This window comes from Microtetraspora niveoalba, assembly GCF_001570405.1.
Lineage (GTDB): Bacteria > Actinomycetota > Actinomycetes > Streptosporangiales > Streptosporangiaceae > Microtetraspora > Microtetraspora niveoalba.
The window spans coordinates 51,854-67,813 of record NZ_BBYM01000008.1; the positions used below are offsets into that span (position 1 = coordinate 51,854).

Genomic DNA, 15,960 nt, shown 5'->3' on the forward strand with positions numbered 1-15,960 from the left:
GAGCCGTACGGGAAAGAGGGGGACCATGGGGTTCGACGCGATCGAGATCATCACCGCGAAGCGGGACCGGCGTGAGCTGTCCACCGCCCAGATCGACTGGGTGATCGACGCGTACACCCGGGGCGGCGTGGCCGACGAGCAGATGTCGGCGCTGGCGATGGCCATCCTGATCAACGGCATGAACCGCAGGGAGATCGCCGACTGGACCCTCGCCATGATCAGGAGCGGGGAGCGGATGGACTGGTCGGCGCTCGACCGGCCCACCGCCGACAAGCACTCCACCGGAGGCGTGGGCGACAAGATCACCCTGCCGCTCGCCCCGCTGGTCGCCGCGTGCGGCGCGTACGTGCCGCAGCTCTCCGGGCGCGGGCTCGGCCACACCGGCGGCACGCTGGACAAGCTGGAGTCCATCCCCGGCTGGCGCGCCTCGTTGTCCAACGAGGAGATGCTGGGCGTCATCCGGACCGCCGGCGCCGTCGTGTGCGCGGCCGGCACCGGCCTCGCCCCGGCCGACAAGAAGCTGTACGCGCTGCGGGACGTCACCGGGACGGTCGAGTCGATCCCGCTGATCGCCTCGTCCATCATGTCCAAGAAGATCGCCGAGGGCACGGGCTCGCTCGTCCTCGACGTCAAGGCCGGCTCCGGCGCGTTCATGAAGAACGTGGCCGACGCCCGCGAGCTCGCCGAGACCATGGTCGCGCTCGGGAACGACGCCGGGGTCCGCACGGTCGCCCTGATCACCGCGATGGACCGGCCGCTGGGCCGGGCCGTCGGCAACGCCCTGGAGGTCGCGGAGTCGGTCGAGGTGCTCGCCGGAGGCGGGCCGTCCGACGTCGTCGAGCTGACCGTACGGCTCGCCAGGGAGATGCTGGAGGCCGCCGCGGTGCCCGGGGCGAAGGACCCCGAGCAGGCGCTGAAGGACGGCTCGGCCATGGACGCCTGGCGGCGGATGATCGTCGCGCAGGGCGGGGACCCGGACGCGCCGCTGCCCGTGGCGGCCGAGACGATGGACGTCGTCGCGCCGTCGTCGGGAGTGCTGCGGAAGCTGGACGCCCTCAGCGTGGGGGTGGCCGCCTGGCGGCTCGGCGCGGGGCGCGAGCGCAAGGAGGACGCGGTCTCGTTCGGCGCGGGGATCACGCTGCACGCCAGGCCGGGCGACGCCGTACGGGCCGGGCAGCCGTTGATGACCCTGCACGCGGACGAGGCGGGACGCTTCGAGCGGGCGCTGGCGGCGCTTGAGGGCGGCTACGAGATCGGCGAGGCCGCCGACCCGGGCCTGCTCCCGCTGGTGATCGACCGGATCACCGAGCGGGACCTTCCGCGGGGCTGACCTCTCGCGGCCGGGCTCGGGCCGCGCGTTCAGCCGAGATGGGCCGTGAGGACGGCGAGATGGGTGGGGGCGGCCTCCGTGTGCCGCTTCCTGCCCTCGTCCGTGAGCATCACGAACACGCCGCGGCGGTCGGCCTCACAGATGGCGCGGCTGACGAGCCCCTCGCGCTCCAGGCGGGCGATCAGCCGGGACAGGGCGCTCTGGCTCAGGTGGACCTCGTCGGCGAGCTCCTGCACGCGGAACTTCTCCTTGCCGCCCTCGTCGCAGGCGGCGAGGTTCTCCGCCATGCGGTCGAGCACCTCGAACTCGCTCACGCCGAGCCCGTGCCGCTCGCTCAGCTCGCGCTCCAGGGCGCAGGAGACGCCGGCATGTAGCGCAAGCAGCTCGCGCCACCTGTCGATGACGTCGTTGCCGGTTTTGTGGCGAGTCATCCCAGCCTCCTTCACGCGCGGAGCCTAGCACGGACCCAGATTACATGCAAAAGCATTAATTGCTTGTGCATTGGATGCAGGTGCATGTAATGTCCTCCGCCATGACCTCCTCCACAACGGACGAGCGCTGGGGGGCTCCCCTGTGGGGTGCGCTCAGCGTCCTTTGCGCCGTCGTCTTCCTCGACGCCCTCGACGTGTCGATGGTGGGCGTGGCCCTGCCCTCCATCCAGGCCGAGCTCGGCATGTCCACCGGCGCCCTCCAGTGGGTCGTCAGCGGGTACGTGCTGGGATACGGCGGCCTGCTCCTGCTCGGCGGCCGCACCGCCGACCTGCTCGGCCGCCGCCGGGTCTTCCTCCTCGCGCTGGCCGTCTTCGCCGTCGCGTCCCTGCTCGGCGGGCTGATGAACGACGGCGGCATGCTGATCGCCGCGCGTTTCGTCAAGGGCATGAGCGCGGCCTTCACCGCGCCGGCGGCACTGTCGATCATCACCACCACCTTCGCCGAGGGACCCGCGCGCAACCGGGCGCTGAGCATCTTCACCGCCTGCGGCGCGAGCGGCTTCTCCCTCGGGCTGGTGCTCTCCGGCCTGCTGACCCAGCTCGGCTGGCGGTGGACCTTCATCATGCCCGTCCCGGTCGCGATCCTGGCCCTGGCCGCCGGCCTGCGCCTGCTGCCGCGCGGCGAGGAGCGCGGGGAGGGCGGCCACGACATCCTCGGCGCGGTCCTCATCACCGCGGCGATGCTGCTCCTGGTCTTCACCGTGGTCCAGGCGCCCGACGTGGCCCTCTGGCGCACCGTGCTGTCCGCGGCCGCCGTGGCCGCGCTGCTCGCCCTGTTCGTACGGGTGGAGCGCCGCGTCAGGCACCCGCTGGTCCGCCTGGGCATCCTGCGGTCCGCGCCGCTGGTCCGGGCCAACATCGGGCTGGTGATCCTGTTCGGCTCGTACGTCGGCTTCCAGTTCGTGGCCATGCAGTACTTCCAGAACCTGCTCGGATGGTCGGCGCTGGAGACCGCCCTGGCGTTCCTGCCCGCCGGGCTGCTGGTCGCGGTCAGCTCGACCAAGATGGGCGACCTCGCCGACCGGTTCGGCACGGCGCGGCTCATCGTGCTCGGCTCGATCGCGCTGCTGGCGGGCTACGTGATGTTCCTGCGGCTGGACGCGCACCCCAGCCTCGCCACCCTGGTCCTGCCCGGGATGGCGCTGCTCGGGATCGCCTTCGGGCTCTCCTTCCCGTCGCTCAACATCCAGGCCACCAACGGGGTGTCCGACGACGAGCAGGGGCTCGCCTCCGGCCTGCTCAACACGTCCGGCCAGGTCGGCGGCGCGGTGGTGCTGGCCATCGTCACGGCGGTCCTGACCTCGGGCTCGGCCTCCGACCCGATCGGCGCGTTCCGCGCGGCGATCGTCGTCTCGGTCCTGTTCGCCCTGCTCGGCCTGGCCGTCGCGGTGAGCGGCCTGCGCTTCCGCTCCCGCTCCCGTACGGCCGGCGCCGCCGCGACGGAGAAGGTCCTCGAGACCGTCTGAGGCCCGGCGACACGGCGCGGCTCGGTCCGGCGGATCCGTTTCGGGCGGGGGCTCCCGAACCGAACCCGCCGGGCCTTCGCGGGACGGGCGGCTCATACGCCGATGAAGCCGGGGGAACCTGCGAGGCGCGGGCGGGGACCCGCGCCGGGGACTCGCGGGGCGCGTGTCAGGGAGTGCGCGTCCAGATCCAGCCGGAGCTGTCCTCGTCGTAGTCGGGCCGGCCGCCCACCGCGAACGCCCGATCGCCGCCGGGGACCCGCGCGAGGGCGTCCACATAGACGCTTCCGGCGGATTCCGACGGGGTGCCCTCGTCCGTCCAGCCGCCGTCGCGCTTGTAGTGGAGGATCGACGCCCGCCCGCCAGCGGCCAGGAAACCGCCCCGCCCGTCACCGGTGACGGCGCTGAACGTGCCCGCGACGGGCCTGTCCGGGTGGTCCGGGTGGGCGGGGACGTCCGGCGCGGTCCAGCGTTCGCCGTCGAAGCGCAGCACCACGGCCTCCTCACGGTCCCCGATCCGCAGCGTCCCCACCGCCCAGACCTCCTCCGGGGACACCGCGTCCACGTCCCCCAGCGAAAGGGGCGGCGTGCCGTCGCCCGGCCAGGGCGGGCCGGGCACGCCCAGCGAAGGAAACCCCGGGTCGCCCATGGTCAGCGCGGTCCAGGCGCGGCCGTCCCAGTGCAGGACGGCGGCGCCCCCGACCGCCCACACGTCGTCCGGCGAGGCCGCGCTGATCGCGCTGATCCCGGAGACACCCGCGGGCACCTCGGTCTCCGACCACCGCCCGCCCGACCATCTCGCGGCGTACGCGCGGCGCGGTTCGGAGGTCGTGGAGCCCGCCACCCACACCTCGCCCGGCCCCGCCGCCGTGGCCGAGCCGAGCCAGTGCCGACCGCCCGGCCCGCCCATGCTCGTCCAGCCGGAGCCGTTCCACCGCCAGGCGCGGGTCGTGTAGTCGAACACCCACACCTCGCCGGGGGACGCGGCGGCGACCGCGTTGAAGGACTCGGCGTCGTCCGGCGCCCGCACCTCGCGCCACCGGTCGCCGTTCCACCGCATGACTATGGGGTCCCCCTCGTTGCGGGAGCCGACCGCCCAGGCGTCCCGCGCCGTGGTCGCCACGACGTCGGCCAGGGAGCCGCCCCAGCCGCTGTCGCCGACCGTCGTGCTCCATGGGGGGCCCACGGCGGTCGCGGTCGGCCGTGCCCGGACCGGCGTCGCGCTCGGGGTGCCGTGAGCCGGGGCGGTTCCGGCGCGTGCCGAGGCGCCCGGCGTACCCGTCGGCCCGCCCGCGTGCGGCCCCGTGGGCTCCGTCCGGAGTGGGGCGCATCCCGCCAGCGCCAGGGCGATCGCCGCGGTGGCCGTCGGCAGGGAGAGCCGTCTCAGCATCCGGGGAGTATAGGGGAGGCGCCGCTCGTCGTGCTCCGAACCACGAAGGCTCTAGTCGAGCGCGCCGGGGGTCCAGGAGTAACGGATGCCGGTTCGCTCGTCGAGCGTGATCTCACGGTGGCGGCACGAGCGCACATCGACCGCACGGGTGGAGGAGAGCCGCGCCCCCTCTCCGGACGAGGCGCCGACGTCCATGACCACCTCGTGGTCGCTTCCCCAGCCGTGGACGTAGACGATGCCGACGCCCCGGGGGAGGGACGCCGTGCAGCGCTCCGGGGCCCGGCCCGCGACCGCGTCCACGGTCTCCACCAGTACGGCGGCGGCCTTCCCGGGGCGCTCGATCTCGATGATCACCGCCAGGGTGCGCCCGTCCGGGGACGAGACGGCGGCCACCGGTCCGTCGGACGCGAGCAGCCGGTCGTCCAGCCGCATCCGGCTCACGATCCGGCCGTTCGGGCGCATCCGCACCAGCTCCGTGCCCGTGTTCCGGACGTTGCCACTGGTCGTCCCGGTGACCGTGCCGTCGTCCGCGACCGCGAGGACGTGGAGCCTGCGCGGCAACGTCCACTTGCGCCGGGTGTCGAAGTCGCGCACCCGGGTCGGCGCGGCCCGCCCGCGCGTGCCGAAACCCGCCGCCACCCACCGGCCCGACGGCGACACCGCCAGCGACGTGTCCTTGGTGAGCCGCTGCCCGACGTCGACGAGGTCGCCGCTCTCCGGCACCGAGTGCCGCCGATCGATGACGACGAAGTCCGACCAGCTGGAGTTGTAGTACGCGATGTGGTTCCCGTCCGGCGTGATCGCGAGCAACCGGTCGCCGCCCGGGCCGCCGGCGCCTCCCGCGTCGAAGATCACGTACTGCTGTCCCTCGACGGTGACCACGCGCCACTCGTAGCACGGGCCCTCCTCCGTCGAGCCCTCCGCGCAGCGTGCCCGGTAGGCGTAGCGGATGGGCGCGTCCACGGTGGACGGGAGCGTGGACGGGCCGCCTCCGGCCGGGTCGTCCTCGGGCGCCGTGCCGTACGGATCCTCTGTGACGCGGTCCGGGAGGCCGCGGCCCGACGCCTCGTCGATCGCGCCGACGAGGATGGTCGCCCCGACGACGACGGGCACGATCACGAGGGCGGCCAGCGTCACGCACACACTGGCGATGAGGGCGCCGCGGCTGGAGCGCCGCCGCCGCGCGATTCCGGCGACCTCGGGGAAGACGTCGCCCACGGGCGGCATCCGCGAGGCGAGGGCGTTCAGCGCCCGGCGGAGCGCGTCGTCGGCGGTGTCCCGCGTGGTGGGCCCGCCCGCCCAGGGGCGTACCGGCGGCGGTGCGATCCAGACCGGCTCCGGGCTCCACGCCTGCTCCGGGCTCCAAGCCTGTTCCGAGCTCCAGGTGGGCTCGGGGAAGAAGCCGATCCGCTCGGGCTCCGGCGTCGGAGGGGCCCAGGTCGTGGCCCGATCCGTCTCGGGCTCCCCAGGCGGGTCCGCGGGTGAGGGCGTGGAGGGCTCCGCCGGGTCCGCGCCGGGAGACGACGCGGGGACCTCGGCGAGGTCCGGGACGCGGGCGCGCAACTCCGCGCCCGCCGCCTTGATCTCGGCCCGCGCCCTGTCGGGCGTGGTACGGCACAGGATCGCCGCGTCGGCCTCCGACATCCCCTCGTGGAACCGCGCGACGAGCAGTGCGCGGCGCCACGGCGGCAGCGCGGCCAGCGCCTCCCGCAGCGTCGCCGTCCCGGCGTCGACGACCGCCAGGAGGGCGGGGGTCCGGCCCGGCGGCCTTCCGCCGTCGACGGCGAAGCCCATTTCCTCGGGGCCCCGGCCCGAGGGCCTTCTCCCCCCGCCACTGTTACGGCGCGTGGGACTCTTCCCGCCGTAGCGGGTGAGGAAGGACGTGAACAGCGCCTGGCGGGCCGAGCCGGCGGGGTCGGCCCAGCGTACGGTGGGCCAGCGGAGCACGATCCTGGTCAGGACGCCGACCACGAGGGCACGGGCGGCGTCCGGGTCGCCGGTCAACAGGAGGGCCGCACGGGCCAGCGGCTGGGCATGGTCGGCGACGAACGCGTCGAAACCCTGCAGCCTGCCCAGATCGCCCCTGGCGCTCATCGCTGCCCTCCACTGTGCTGGGCGAATAGATGCGGATATTTCGCAATGTGAGACCCGGTACGGCGGCCAGATTAACGGAGATCCGAACCCCGGACCGGAAGAGCACGTCTATAGGGGTGGCACACATCGCACCTGATCGTTGTGGAACGTTCGAAAGGAGAGACCGCCATGAAGACGTCGCGCGCCCTGGCCCTCGCCCTCGTGCCGATCGCCGCCACCATCGCCTGCGGGAGCGCGGCGAGCGGCGGCGGCGCCGGGGACACCGTCGCCCAGGTCACCTCCTCGGGGACCGGAACCGGAACCGGGCGGGAGGGGACGCCCGTCGCCGGGACCTCCACCACCGGGACCTCCACCGGCGGGACCTCCACCGGCGCAGGGGCCTCCGCCGGCAGCGGGACGCCCGCGGCCAACGGGGTCGCGGCCAAGCCGGGGGAGCCCGCCCCGCCCACCGGCACCAAGCCGATCAAGGTCTCCCGCAATCCGGCCAAGCCGCCCAAGGTGACCGGGGTCAGGTTCGCGAAGCACACGGGCTTCGACCGGGTCGTGATCGACCTCTCCGGTCCGATGACCGGCTACTCCGTCGCCTGGACCGACAAGCTCATCCACGACGCGTCCGGCGACCCCGTCGGCCTCTCCGGCGGGGCGTACCTGCAGGTGCGCATCACCCCGGCGTTCGCGCACGACAACGCGGGCGCCTCCACCTGGAAGGGGGCCCGCCAGGTCGCGGCGAACCTGCCGAACGTCCGTCACATCGTGAACAACGGCGACTTCGAGGGCATCGTGAGCGTCGGCCTGGTCCTCGCCCGCAAGGCCGGGTTCCGGGTGCTGCCGCAATCGGGACCGTCCCGGATCGTGATCGACGTCGCTCACTGACAAACTGGACGCATGGTACGGAAGATCGACGCGGCCACCCGCATCCCGGTCCCGGGCGGGAAGATCATCGACGAGTACGTGGGACGGGTCAACAGCGGCGACGAACAGGTCTCGATCGCGCACATGCAGGCTCCTCCCGGCTGGGAGGAGCCGCCGCAGACCCCGCGGTTCGGCGAGTACACGCTGGTGCTCAAGGGGTCGGTGATCGTGGAGCACGAGGGCGGCGCCACCGAGGTCGGCGCAGGTCAGGCGTTCGTCAGCGAGCCGGGGGAGAAGATCCGCTACCGCTCCGGGCCCGCCGGGGCGGAGTACGTCGCCGTCTGCCTCCCGGCGTTCTCGCCCGAGACTGCCAACCGCGACGACGCATAATCGGCAAACAGTGCATGATCGGCGTTTCCGCAGGTGGCATAGGATGCCGAGATGAGTGACGCAGCGTCCGGCGGGCCGTGCGCTGCCGGGCGCGGAGGAGTGACGAACAGCCATGAGCGAGCGACGCGGCGGTCGGATCGGAGCCGGGGCATGAGCGGAAAGATCAGCGAGCGGCACGGCTCGGCCCCTGCGAGGGCGTCGCGGCGGCCGGGCGGAGAGCACGCGTGAACGGGCCGACGCCGGAGCAGATCCGCCGCGCGCCCAAGGTCCTGCTCCACGACCACCTCGACGGCGGCCTGCGCACCGAGACGATCATCGACCTCGCCCGCGACACCGGGTACGGCAGGCTGCCCTCCACCGACTCCGCCAACCTCGCCACCTGGTTCCAGGAGGCGTCCGACTCGGGGTCGCTCGAACGCTACCTGGAGACGTTCGACCACACGGTCGGGGTCATGCAGACCCGCGAGGCGCTGGTCAGGGTGGCCGCCGAGTGCGCCGAGGACCTCGCCGACGACGGCGTCGTCTACGCCGAGGTCAGGTACGCGCCCGAGCAACACACTCTGGGCGGCCTCTCGCTCGACGAGGTCGTCGAGGCGGTCATCGAGGGCTTCCGCCTCGGCTCACTCGGCCCCGACGGCACCCCGAGGATCAGGGTCGGCACGCTGCTGACCGCGATGCGGCACCAGGCCCGCTCCATGGAGATCGCCGAGTTGGCCGTCCGCTACCGCGACGTGGGCGTGGTCGGGTTCGACATCGCGGGAGCCGAGGCGGGCCACCCGCCCACCCGCCACCTCGACGCCTTCGAATACCTCCAGCGCGAGAACGCGCACTTCACCATCCACGCCGGCGAGGCGTTCGGGCTGCCGTCGATCTGGCAGGCGATCCAGTGGTGCGGAGCCGACCGGCTCGGCCACGGCGTGCGGATCATCGACGACATCGCGCTCTCCGGTGACGGAGAGGCCAAGCTCGGCAGGCTGGCCGCATACGTACGGGACAAGCGCATCCCGCTGGAGATGTGCCCGACGTCGAACCTGCAGACCGGCGCCGCGCCGTCCATCGCGGAGCACCCGATCGGGCTGCTGCGCCGCCTGCACTTCCGGGTCACGGTCAACACCGACAACCGGCTGATGAGCGCGACCAGCGTGTCCGGGGAGTTCGCCAAGCTGGTGGACGCCTTCGGCTACGACTGGGACGACCTGCAGTGGTTCACGGTCAACGCGATGAAGTCGGCGTTCATCCCCTTCGACGAGAGGCTCGCGCTGATCAACGGTGTGATCAAGCCGGGCTTCGCCGGACTCAAGTGGCAGATATGAAACAGGTTTTCCGTTCCAAGCTGGCGTGGGTCTTCGGGTGGGCGTGGATCATCTTCGCCGCCTGGAACGCCTGGGATCTGATCGTCCGCGGCAGCATGCCGTCCGCGCTGATCGCGGGCGCGGTGCTCGGCGTCATCACGGTGTTCGTGGGCCTGCTCGCGCTGCGCCCGGCGATCATTCCCGAGGAGGGCGGCGTCCGGATCCGCAACCCGTTCCGCACCGCGTACGTGCCGTGGAGCGATCTGGACGAGGTGCAGGTGTCCAACGCCATCGTGATCGTGGCCGGTGACACGACCGTCCGCTGCTGGAGCCCGCAGCCGAGCGCCCGCGAGCGGGCGAAGGCCGCACGCCGGGCGACCAGGAAGCAGGCGTCCGAGCAGCGCCCGCACGAGGCGGCGGCGCTCGGCCGCACCCACGCCGACTGGGTGGCCCAGCAGCTCTCGGAGATGGCCGTGCTGCGCAAGCGGGACACGTCGGGGGCGACCAGGGTGTCCTGGTCGCCCGTGTCGATCGCCGGGCTCGCGGCCGCGGTGGCCCTCGTCGTGGTGACCATCGTGCTCGCCTGACGGCGCGGCCCCGCGGTCCGCCGCGCGCTCAGCCGCCGACGGCCGCGGCGAGGTCCGCCTTGAGGGCGGCCAGGTCGGCGGCCGCGGCCGCGCGTGCCCGCTCGACGTCGCCGGACGCGGGTCCCGTGACCGGGACGACCACCTCCAGATAGCACTTGAGCTTCGGCTCGGTGCCGCTCGGCCGGACGACCACGCGGGCGCCCCCGGCCAGCCGGTACCGCAGGCCGTCGGTCGGCGGCAACCCGGACAGGCCGGCGGCCAGGTCCTCGGCGGACTCGACCTCGCGGCCGCCGAGCTTGGCCGGCGGCGCCGCGCGCAGGCCCGCCATCGCCCGCGCGATGACCGCGAGATCCTCGACCCGTACGGAGAGCTGGCCGGTGGCGTGCAGGCCGTACCGGCGGGCCTGGTCGTCGAGCAGGTCGAGCAGCGTCCGGCCGTCCCGCCGGGCCCGCGCCGCCAGACCGGCGACCGCGAGCGCCGCCCCGATGCCGTCCTTGTCGTGGACGGGCAGGCCGGCCTCGGAGCCGACGCTGTAGCCCAGCGCCTCCTCGTAGCCGAAGACCAGGCCGGGACCCGCCTTCATGATCCATTTGAAGCCGGTCAACGTCTCCGCGTACCGGACGCCGTGCGCGGCGGCGATCTTGCCCAGGAGCGAGGACGAGACGATGGTCGTCGCGACCAGGCGGTCGTCTCCCGAGGTGGCGGCCAGCACGTGCTCGGCCAGCAGGCAGCCGAGCTCGTCGCCGGTGAGCATCCGATAACCGCCGCCGGGGAGCCGCGCTCCGACCGCGCACCGGTCGGCGTCCGGGTCGTTGGCCAGGACGATGTCCGCCCCGATCTCCTCGGCGAGGCCGAGCGCGAGGTCCATCGCCCCCGGCTCCTCCGGGTTGGGGAAGGCGACGGTCGGGAAATCGGGGTCGGGGTCGCGCTGCGCGGCGACCATCTCCGGGGCCGCGAAGCCCAGGCCCAGGAACGCCTCGGCGAGGGTCTCCGCGCCGACCCCGTGCAACGGCGTGTACGCGACGCGGACGTCCCGGGCGTCGCCCACCGGGATGTGGCCGGCCAGCGCCCGCAGATAGGGGGCGACGATCGCCTCGTGCGTGAGGACCTCCCACGAGTAGCCGAGCGGCAGCTCGTCCACCCGGCCGACCGCGTCGATCGCCCGCGAGATCTCCGCGTCGACCGGCGGCACGATCTGCGCCCCGTCCCCCCAGTAGACCTTGTAGCCGTTGTCGCGGGGCGGGTTGTGCGAGGCGGTGACCATGACGCCCGCGTCCGCGCCCAGATGGCGTACGGCGAAGGCCAGGACGGGCGTCGGCCACCTGCCGTCCATGACGGACGCCCGAAGGCCCGCGCCGGTCAGTACGGCCGCGGTGTCCCTGGCGAAGACGTCCGAGTTACGCCGTGCGTCGTAGCCGATCACGACATGCCCGCCGGGGCCGAGGACGCGGGCCAGGCCGGCGGCGGCGCGCATCACGGTCACCCGGTTCATCCGCGCCGGGCCCGCGCCCAGCTCGCCGCGCAGGCCCGCCGTGCCGAACTCCAGCCGCGCGCCGAACCGCGAGGCCAGTTCGTCGTCGTCGTCCCGGGCGAGGATCGCCTCCAGCTCGGCCCGGGTCTCCGGGTCGGGGTCCTGGGCCAGCCACTCCCGCGCCCGCCGTACGAGATCGCTCATCGATGCCCCTACAGCTTGTCGACGACCTTGGCCAGCAGCACGCCCATCCGGGCGGCGGTGGCGCGGCCCACCTCCAGGACCTCCTCGTGGTTGAGCGGCTCGCCCACCAGGCCGGCGCCCGGGTTGGTCACGAGGGAGATGCCGAGCACGTCGGCCCCGGCCTCGCGGGCCGCGATGGCCTCCAGGACGGTGGACATGCCGACCAGGTCGCCGCCCAGCGCGCGCAGCATCCGGATCTCCGCCGGGGTCTCGTACGTCGGACCGCGGAAGGCGACGTAGACACCCTCGGAGAGGGACGGGTCCACCTCGCGGGCGAGGTCGCGCAGCCGGGGGGAGTAGACGGAGGTGAGGTCGACGAACTTCGCCCCGGTGATGGGGTTGTCCCCGGTCAGGTTGATGTGGTCGCTGATCAGGACGGGGTCGCCCACGTTCTGGGTCTCGGGACGCAGGCCGCCCGCGGCGTTCGTGAGCACCACGGTGCGCACTCCGGCGGCGACCGCCGTGCGGACGCCGTGCACGACCGGCTCGACGCCCCGGCCCTCGTAGAGGTGCGTACGGCCGAGCAGGACCAGGGCGTTGCGCCCGGACGTCGTCCTGATCGCGCGGATGGTGCCCGCGTGCCCGGCGACGGCGGGAGGGGCGAACCCGGGCAGTTTCGTCACGGGGAACTCGGTGACGGTCTCGCCGATCGCGTCCGCGGCCGGGACCCAGCCCGACCCCATGACGAGGGCGACGTCGAAGGAGCCGATGCCGGTGAGGTTCTTCAGGGTGGCCGCGGCCTCTGCCGCCAGCGCGTAAGCGTCATTGGTCACGTTCACCGAGCGTACAGAAGCGGATGAACCATCCCCGCCAGAATCCGGCGCGCCCGCCGGAACACGATGAGATCTGGCGATATCTGCCAAACCCGGCGAGATCGGACGGGAAGCCGCCGGGTCAGTCGCCCAGGGACTTGCAGGGGCGGGTCCGAAGGTGGGTGACGTAGTCGTCCGGCGCCCCGGCCTTCTCCGCCGCGTCCGCGATGATGCCGAGATGGCGGGCCGACGGCAGGCCGCCCTCGTAGGAGTCGAGGACGTACGTCCAGGCCAGGACGTCGCCGTCGAGCGTCGCGACGCGGACCCGGACCTTGCGGTAGAAGCCCAGCTCCGTGCCGGTCCACTTGTCGAGCGACGCCTCGTCCCACTCGGGGACGTCGTACAGGACGACGAAGACCTGGTCGCCGGAGTCCTCGACGATCGTGGCGAGCGCGCCCTCCCAGGCGACGTCCTCGCCGCCGAAGGTCAGCCGCCAGCCCGATAGCCAACCGATGCCGCGCATCGGCGAATGCGGGGCGCGCTCGGCCATCTGCTTGGGATCCATGTTGCTGCTGTAGGCCGCGTAGACAGGCACGGCACGAAGCCTAAACCACGAGGCGCGCCGCCGGACGGCCATGGCGCAGGACCCGCTGACTCCCGGGAAATACGGGGGTTCCCGGCGTAGTCGAACCCTTACGCATCCCCCTCATCCCTGACTAGCGGGATGATGCGGGAGAATAGGCCACGTGACAAGGATCGTGATCATCGGTGGCGGCCCCGGCGGCTACGAGGCGGCCCTCGTCGCCGCCCAACTGGGAGCACAGGTCACCGTCGTCGAGCAGGACGGGCCCGGTGGCGCGTGCGTGCTGACCGACTGCGTGCCGTCCAAGACGCTGATCGCCACCTCGGTCCGTAAGCAGGCGCTGCTGGACGCGGCCTCGGTCGGCGTCCACTTCGACGGTGGGGCGGACGGCGACACCGGCGGCGTCATGGTCGAGATGCCGCTCGTGAACAAACGTGTCAAGGAGCTGGCGCAGGCGCAGTCGGCGGACATCGCCGCGCGGCTGGCCGCCGAGGGCGTGGAGGTCATCCGCGCCAAGGGCCGCCTCGTGGACCCGCAGGTCGTACGGGCGGGGGACCGGACTATCCGGGCCGACGTCGTCATCGTCGCGACCGGCGCGCACCCCCGCGTGCTCCCGGGCGCCGAGCCGGACGGCGAGCGCATCCTCACCTGGCGGCAGCTCTACGAGCTGCAGGATCTGCCCGAGCACCTGATCGTCGTCGGCTCCGGTGTGACCGGGGCCGAGTTCGCCGGGGCGTACCGCTCGCTCGGCTCCGAGGTGACCCTGGTCTCCTCCCGGGACCGGATGATGCCGAACGAGGACGCGGACGCCGCCGAGGTGCTCGAAGAGGTCTACCGGCGCCGCGGCATGAACGTCATGGGCCGGTCCCGCGCCGCCTCCGTCAAGCGCACCGAGCACGGCGTGGTCGTCACGCTGGAGGACGGCAGGACCGCCGAGGGCAGCCACTGCCTGATGACCGTCGGCATGATCCCCAACACCTCCGGCATCGGTCTGGAGGAGGCCGGCGTCCGGCTCGACCGGGGCGGCTTCATCGAGGTCGACAAGGTCTCCAGGACCTCGGCGCCCGGCGTGTACGCGGCGGGCGACTGCACCGGCGTGCTCATGCTGGCCTCCGTCGCCGCCATGCAGGGCCGGATCGCCGTGTGGCACGCCCTGGGCGAGGCCGTGCAGCCGATCCGCCTGGCCACCGTCGCCGCCAACATCTTCACCGACCCGGAGATCGCGGCCGTCGGTGTGTCGCAGCGGCAGATCGAGTCCGGCGAGATCGAGGCCAACGTCGTCAAGCTGCCGCTGGCCACCAACGCCAGGGCCAAGATGCAGGGCTTCAACGACGGTTTCGTCAAGCTCTTCTGCCGCCCCAACACCGGCATCGTGCTCGGTGGCGTGATCGTGGCGTCCCGCGCGTCCGAGCTCGTCCTCGCACTGTCGGTCGCGGTGCAGCACCGGCTGACCGTCGACCAGCTCGCGCAGACGTTCGCCGTCTACCCCTCGTTGTCGGGGTCGATCACGGAGGCGGCCCGCCGCCTCATGTCACCGCTGACCACCGTGATCTGACAGCCGCGTCCTGACGCGGCGCAGCGACGCCCTCCCGTGCTCCACGGCCGAGGCCGCGCCCTGCAACTCGTGCGGGGTGCGCGCCAGCGTGAGCACGTGCCTGGCCGCCTCGTACGCGTCGAGCGCGGAGCGCCACTCCCGCCGGTCGCCCGGCTCGGTCGGAGCCCCGTCGTCGCTCAGGCCCAGCTCCGCGTCCATCGTGCTGATCTCGTCGCCGAACCGGGTGAGATCGTCGGCGACCGCCTGGCGCTCCAGCTCGAAGGCGGCGGCGTCCCGCTTCCTGCGCCGGTGGGCGAGCGCCCAGAAGAGCAGCGTGAGCGCGAGTCCGATGCCGCTGACGACGACCAGGAACAGGCCCGTCGTCGTCCGTACGGGATCGGTGGCGATGGCCCGGTCGGTCTCGGAGCTCCGGTCGCCGCTCGGGGTGGGCGAGGAAGAGGTGGCGGGGGCGTCGGCGGGTGTCCCGCGCGAGCCGGCGAGGTTCACGTCCCTCGCCTGGCCGAAGGACGCGCCCTCGACGTTCGCCCCCGTCAGGTCGGCGCCGTCCATCCAGGCCTGGCCGAGCGACGCCCCGCCGAGGTCAGCGGCGGCGAACACGGCGCTCTCCAGGTGCGCCTGGGTGAGCTTGGCGCCGCGCATCGTGGCCCGGGTGAAGTCGGCGGTCCGCGCCTTCACCTGCCCGACGATCGCCTTGCTCAGGTCGGCCCCGACGAAGGTGGTGCCGGTGAGGTCGGCCTGGGTCAGCTCCGTCCGGGCCAGGATGGCGCCGGTGAGGTCGGCGCGCGTCAGATCCGCCTGGCCCGCGTAGGCGTCCTTGAGGTTCGCGCCGCGCAGCTTCGCCTGCTTGCCGTGGAACTGGCCGAGGTCCGCGCCGCTGAGGTCGGCTCCGCGCAGGTCCGTGCCCTCGGCGTGGGCGAGGGTCAGATCGGCGTCCCTGAGCGACGCGTCGCGCAGGATCACCCCGCGCAGGTCCCGGCTGGAGAGGTCGGCGCCGTCGAGGTACGCGCCGGTCAGGTTCGCGCAGCGCAGGTCGTACGGGATGTCGTCGGAGTCGGTGAAGTCCTCGCCGCGCAGGTCCGGTCCGCTGCCCGGCGTGCAGCCCGCCGACCGCGCCTCGGCCGGGGCCGCTCCCGCGCCGAGTGAGACGGGGAGCGCGGCGGCCACGGCGGCGAGCACGACGGCCAACGCTCGAAAGCGACGCAACGGAGCCTCCTCGCAAACCTCCAGAGAATGCCCTCAAGTCTCTCGCGGCGAAGGTAGGGCACACGCCTGATCTGTTCCGAGAGCGCCCCAAAGTGCCGGAAAAGCCGGTGACCCCGCACCTGAAGGTACGGGGTCACCTGGTGGAGCCATGATCAAGACCGGGCGGCACGCCCACCGGCGGTCACCAAGCCGGTTGCCGGGCGGCCTCCGGGTGCTCCGGTGGCCTGCCGCGAAGCGGGCGGCCCGTCGACCTGCGGGTGATCA

At 73.1% G+C, this 15,960-nt stretch carries 14 protein-coding genes; 7 read left to right on the top strand and 7 right to left on the bottom strand.

From position 1 onward, the window contains the following. Positions 1 to 25: 25 nt before the first annotated feature. A complete protein-coding gene (locus AWQ70_RS08165) occupies positions 26 to 1,330 on the top strand; it encodes a thymidine phosphorylase (RefSeq protein WP_067172387.1) in 1,305 nt (434 codons plus the stop codon). A 29-nt stretch (positions 1,331 to 1,359) separates the two neighbouring features. Here the strand turns inward: AWQ70_RS08165 and AWQ70_RS08170 are convergent, their stop codons facing one another. Continuing rightward, the gene (locus AWQ70_RS08170; RefSeq protein WP_067172389.1) at positions 1,360 to 1,761 is read right to left on the bottom strand and encodes a MarR family winged helix-turn-helix transcriptional regulator; all 402 of its coding nucleotides are present in this window, start codon (positions 1,759 to 1,761) and stop codon (positions 1,360 to 1,362) included. 101 nt (positions 1,762 to 1,862) lie between these two features. Here AWQ70_RS08170 and AWQ70_RS08175 point away from each other — a divergent pair, with 101 nt between their 5' ends. Further along, a complete protein-coding gene (locus tag AWQ70_RS08175) occupies positions 1,863 to 3,287 on the top strand; it encodes an MFS transporter (protein WP_245646840.1) in 1,425 nt (474 codons plus the stop codon). Positions 3,288 to 3,453: 166 nt separating this feature from the next. Here the strand turns inward: AWQ70_RS08175 and AWQ70_RS08180 are convergent, their stop codons facing one another. Both AWQ70_RS08180 and AWQ70_RS08185 read right to left on the bottom strand, forming a co-directional pair. Continuing rightward, on the bottom strand, positions 3,454 to 4,674 hold the full coding sequence (locus AWQ70_RS08180; RefSeq protein WP_067172392.1) for a hypothetical protein: 1,221 nt from the start codon (positions 4,672 to 4,674) through the stop codon (positions 3,454 to 3,456). Positions 4,675 to 4,725: 51 nt separating this feature from the next. Continuing rightward, positions 4,726 to 6,768, bottom strand: a complete 2,043-nt coding sequence (locus AWQ70_RS08185) for a hypothetical protein (RefSeq protein WP_067172394.1) — start codon at positions 6,766 to 6,768, stop codon at positions 4,726 to 4,728. Between the two features lie 168 nt (positions 6,769 to 6,936). Between AWQ70_RS08185 and AWQ70_RS37420 the strand changes: the two genes are divergently transcribed. The 4 genes from AWQ70_RS37420 (at position 6,937) to AWQ70_RS08205 (ending at position 9,889) form a co-directional block, all read left to right on the top strand. Then, the gene (locus AWQ70_RS37420; protein ID WP_084516657.1) at positions 6,937 to 7,641 is read left to right on the top strand and encodes an AMIN-like domain-containing (lipo)protein; all 705 of its coding nucleotides are present in this window, start codon (positions 6,937 to 6,939) and stop codon (positions 7,639 to 7,641) included. A 12-nt stretch (positions 7,642 to 7,653) separates the two neighbouring features. Beyond that, complete coding sequence (locus AWQ70_RS08195; RefSeq protein WP_067172396.1) at positions 7,654 to 8,010, top strand: cupin domain-containing protein; 357 nt, start codon at positions 7,654 to 7,656, stop codon at positions 8,008 to 8,010. A gap of 224 nt (positions 8,011 to 8,234) precedes the next feature. Then, a complete protein-coding gene (locus tag AWQ70_RS08200) occupies positions 8,235 to 9,323 on the top strand; it encodes an adenosine deaminase (RefSeq protein WP_067172398.1) in 1,089 nt (362 codons plus the stop codon). After that, positions 9,320 to 9,889: a PH domain-containing protein gene (locus tag AWQ70_RS08205; protein ID WP_067172400.1), complete on the top strand. Its 570-nt coding sequence runs from the start codon at positions 9,320 to 9,322 to the stop codon at positions 9,887 to 9,889. Before AWQ70_RS08200 ends, AWQ70_RS08205 begins: the two co-directional genes overlap by 4 nt. 28 nt (positions 9,890 to 9,917) lie before the next feature. Here the strand turns inward: AWQ70_RS08205 and AWQ70_RS08210 are convergent, their stop codons facing one another. The 3 genes from AWQ70_RS08210 to AWQ70_RS08220 form a co-directional block, all read right to left on the bottom strand. After that, positions 9,918 to 11,564: a phospho-sugar mutase gene (locus AWQ70_RS08210; protein WP_067172402.1), complete on the bottom strand. Its 1,647-nt coding sequence runs from the start codon at positions 11,562 to 11,564 to the stop codon at positions 9,918 to 9,920. A gap of 8 nt (positions 11,565 to 11,572) precedes the next feature. Further along, on the bottom strand, positions 11,573 to 12,376 hold the full coding sequence (locus AWQ70_RS08215; RefSeq protein WP_067172710.1) for a purine-nucleoside phosphorylase: 804 nt from the start codon (positions 12,374 to 12,376) through the stop codon (positions 11,573 to 11,575). A gap of 121 nt (positions 12,377 to 12,497) precedes the next feature. Beyond that, positions 12,498 to 12,950: a gamma-glutamylcyclotransferase family protein gene (locus AWQ70_RS08220; protein WP_067172404.1), complete on the bottom strand. Its 453-nt coding sequence runs from the start codon at positions 12,948 to 12,950 to the stop codon at positions 12,498 to 12,500. Between the two features lie 151 nt (positions 12,951 to 13,101). On the opposite strand from AWQ70_RS08220, the gene AWQ70_RS08225 reads away from it, so the two are divergent. Then, positions 13,102 to 14,493, top strand: coding sequence for an NAD(P)H-quinone dehydrogenase (locus AWQ70_RS08225; RefSeq protein WP_067172406.1), 1,392 nt, complete (start codon positions 13,102 to 13,104; stop codon positions 14,491 to 14,493). Here the strand turns inward: AWQ70_RS08225 and AWQ70_RS08230 are convergent. Further along, entirely contained in the window at positions 14,470 to 15,696 is a 1,227-nt protein-coding gene (locus AWQ70_RS08230; protein WP_157529944.1) for a pentapeptide repeat-containing protein, read from the bottom strand. The genes AWQ70_RS08225 and AWQ70_RS08230 overlap by 24 nt on opposite strands. Positions 15,697 to 15,960: the final 264 nt, after the last annotated feature.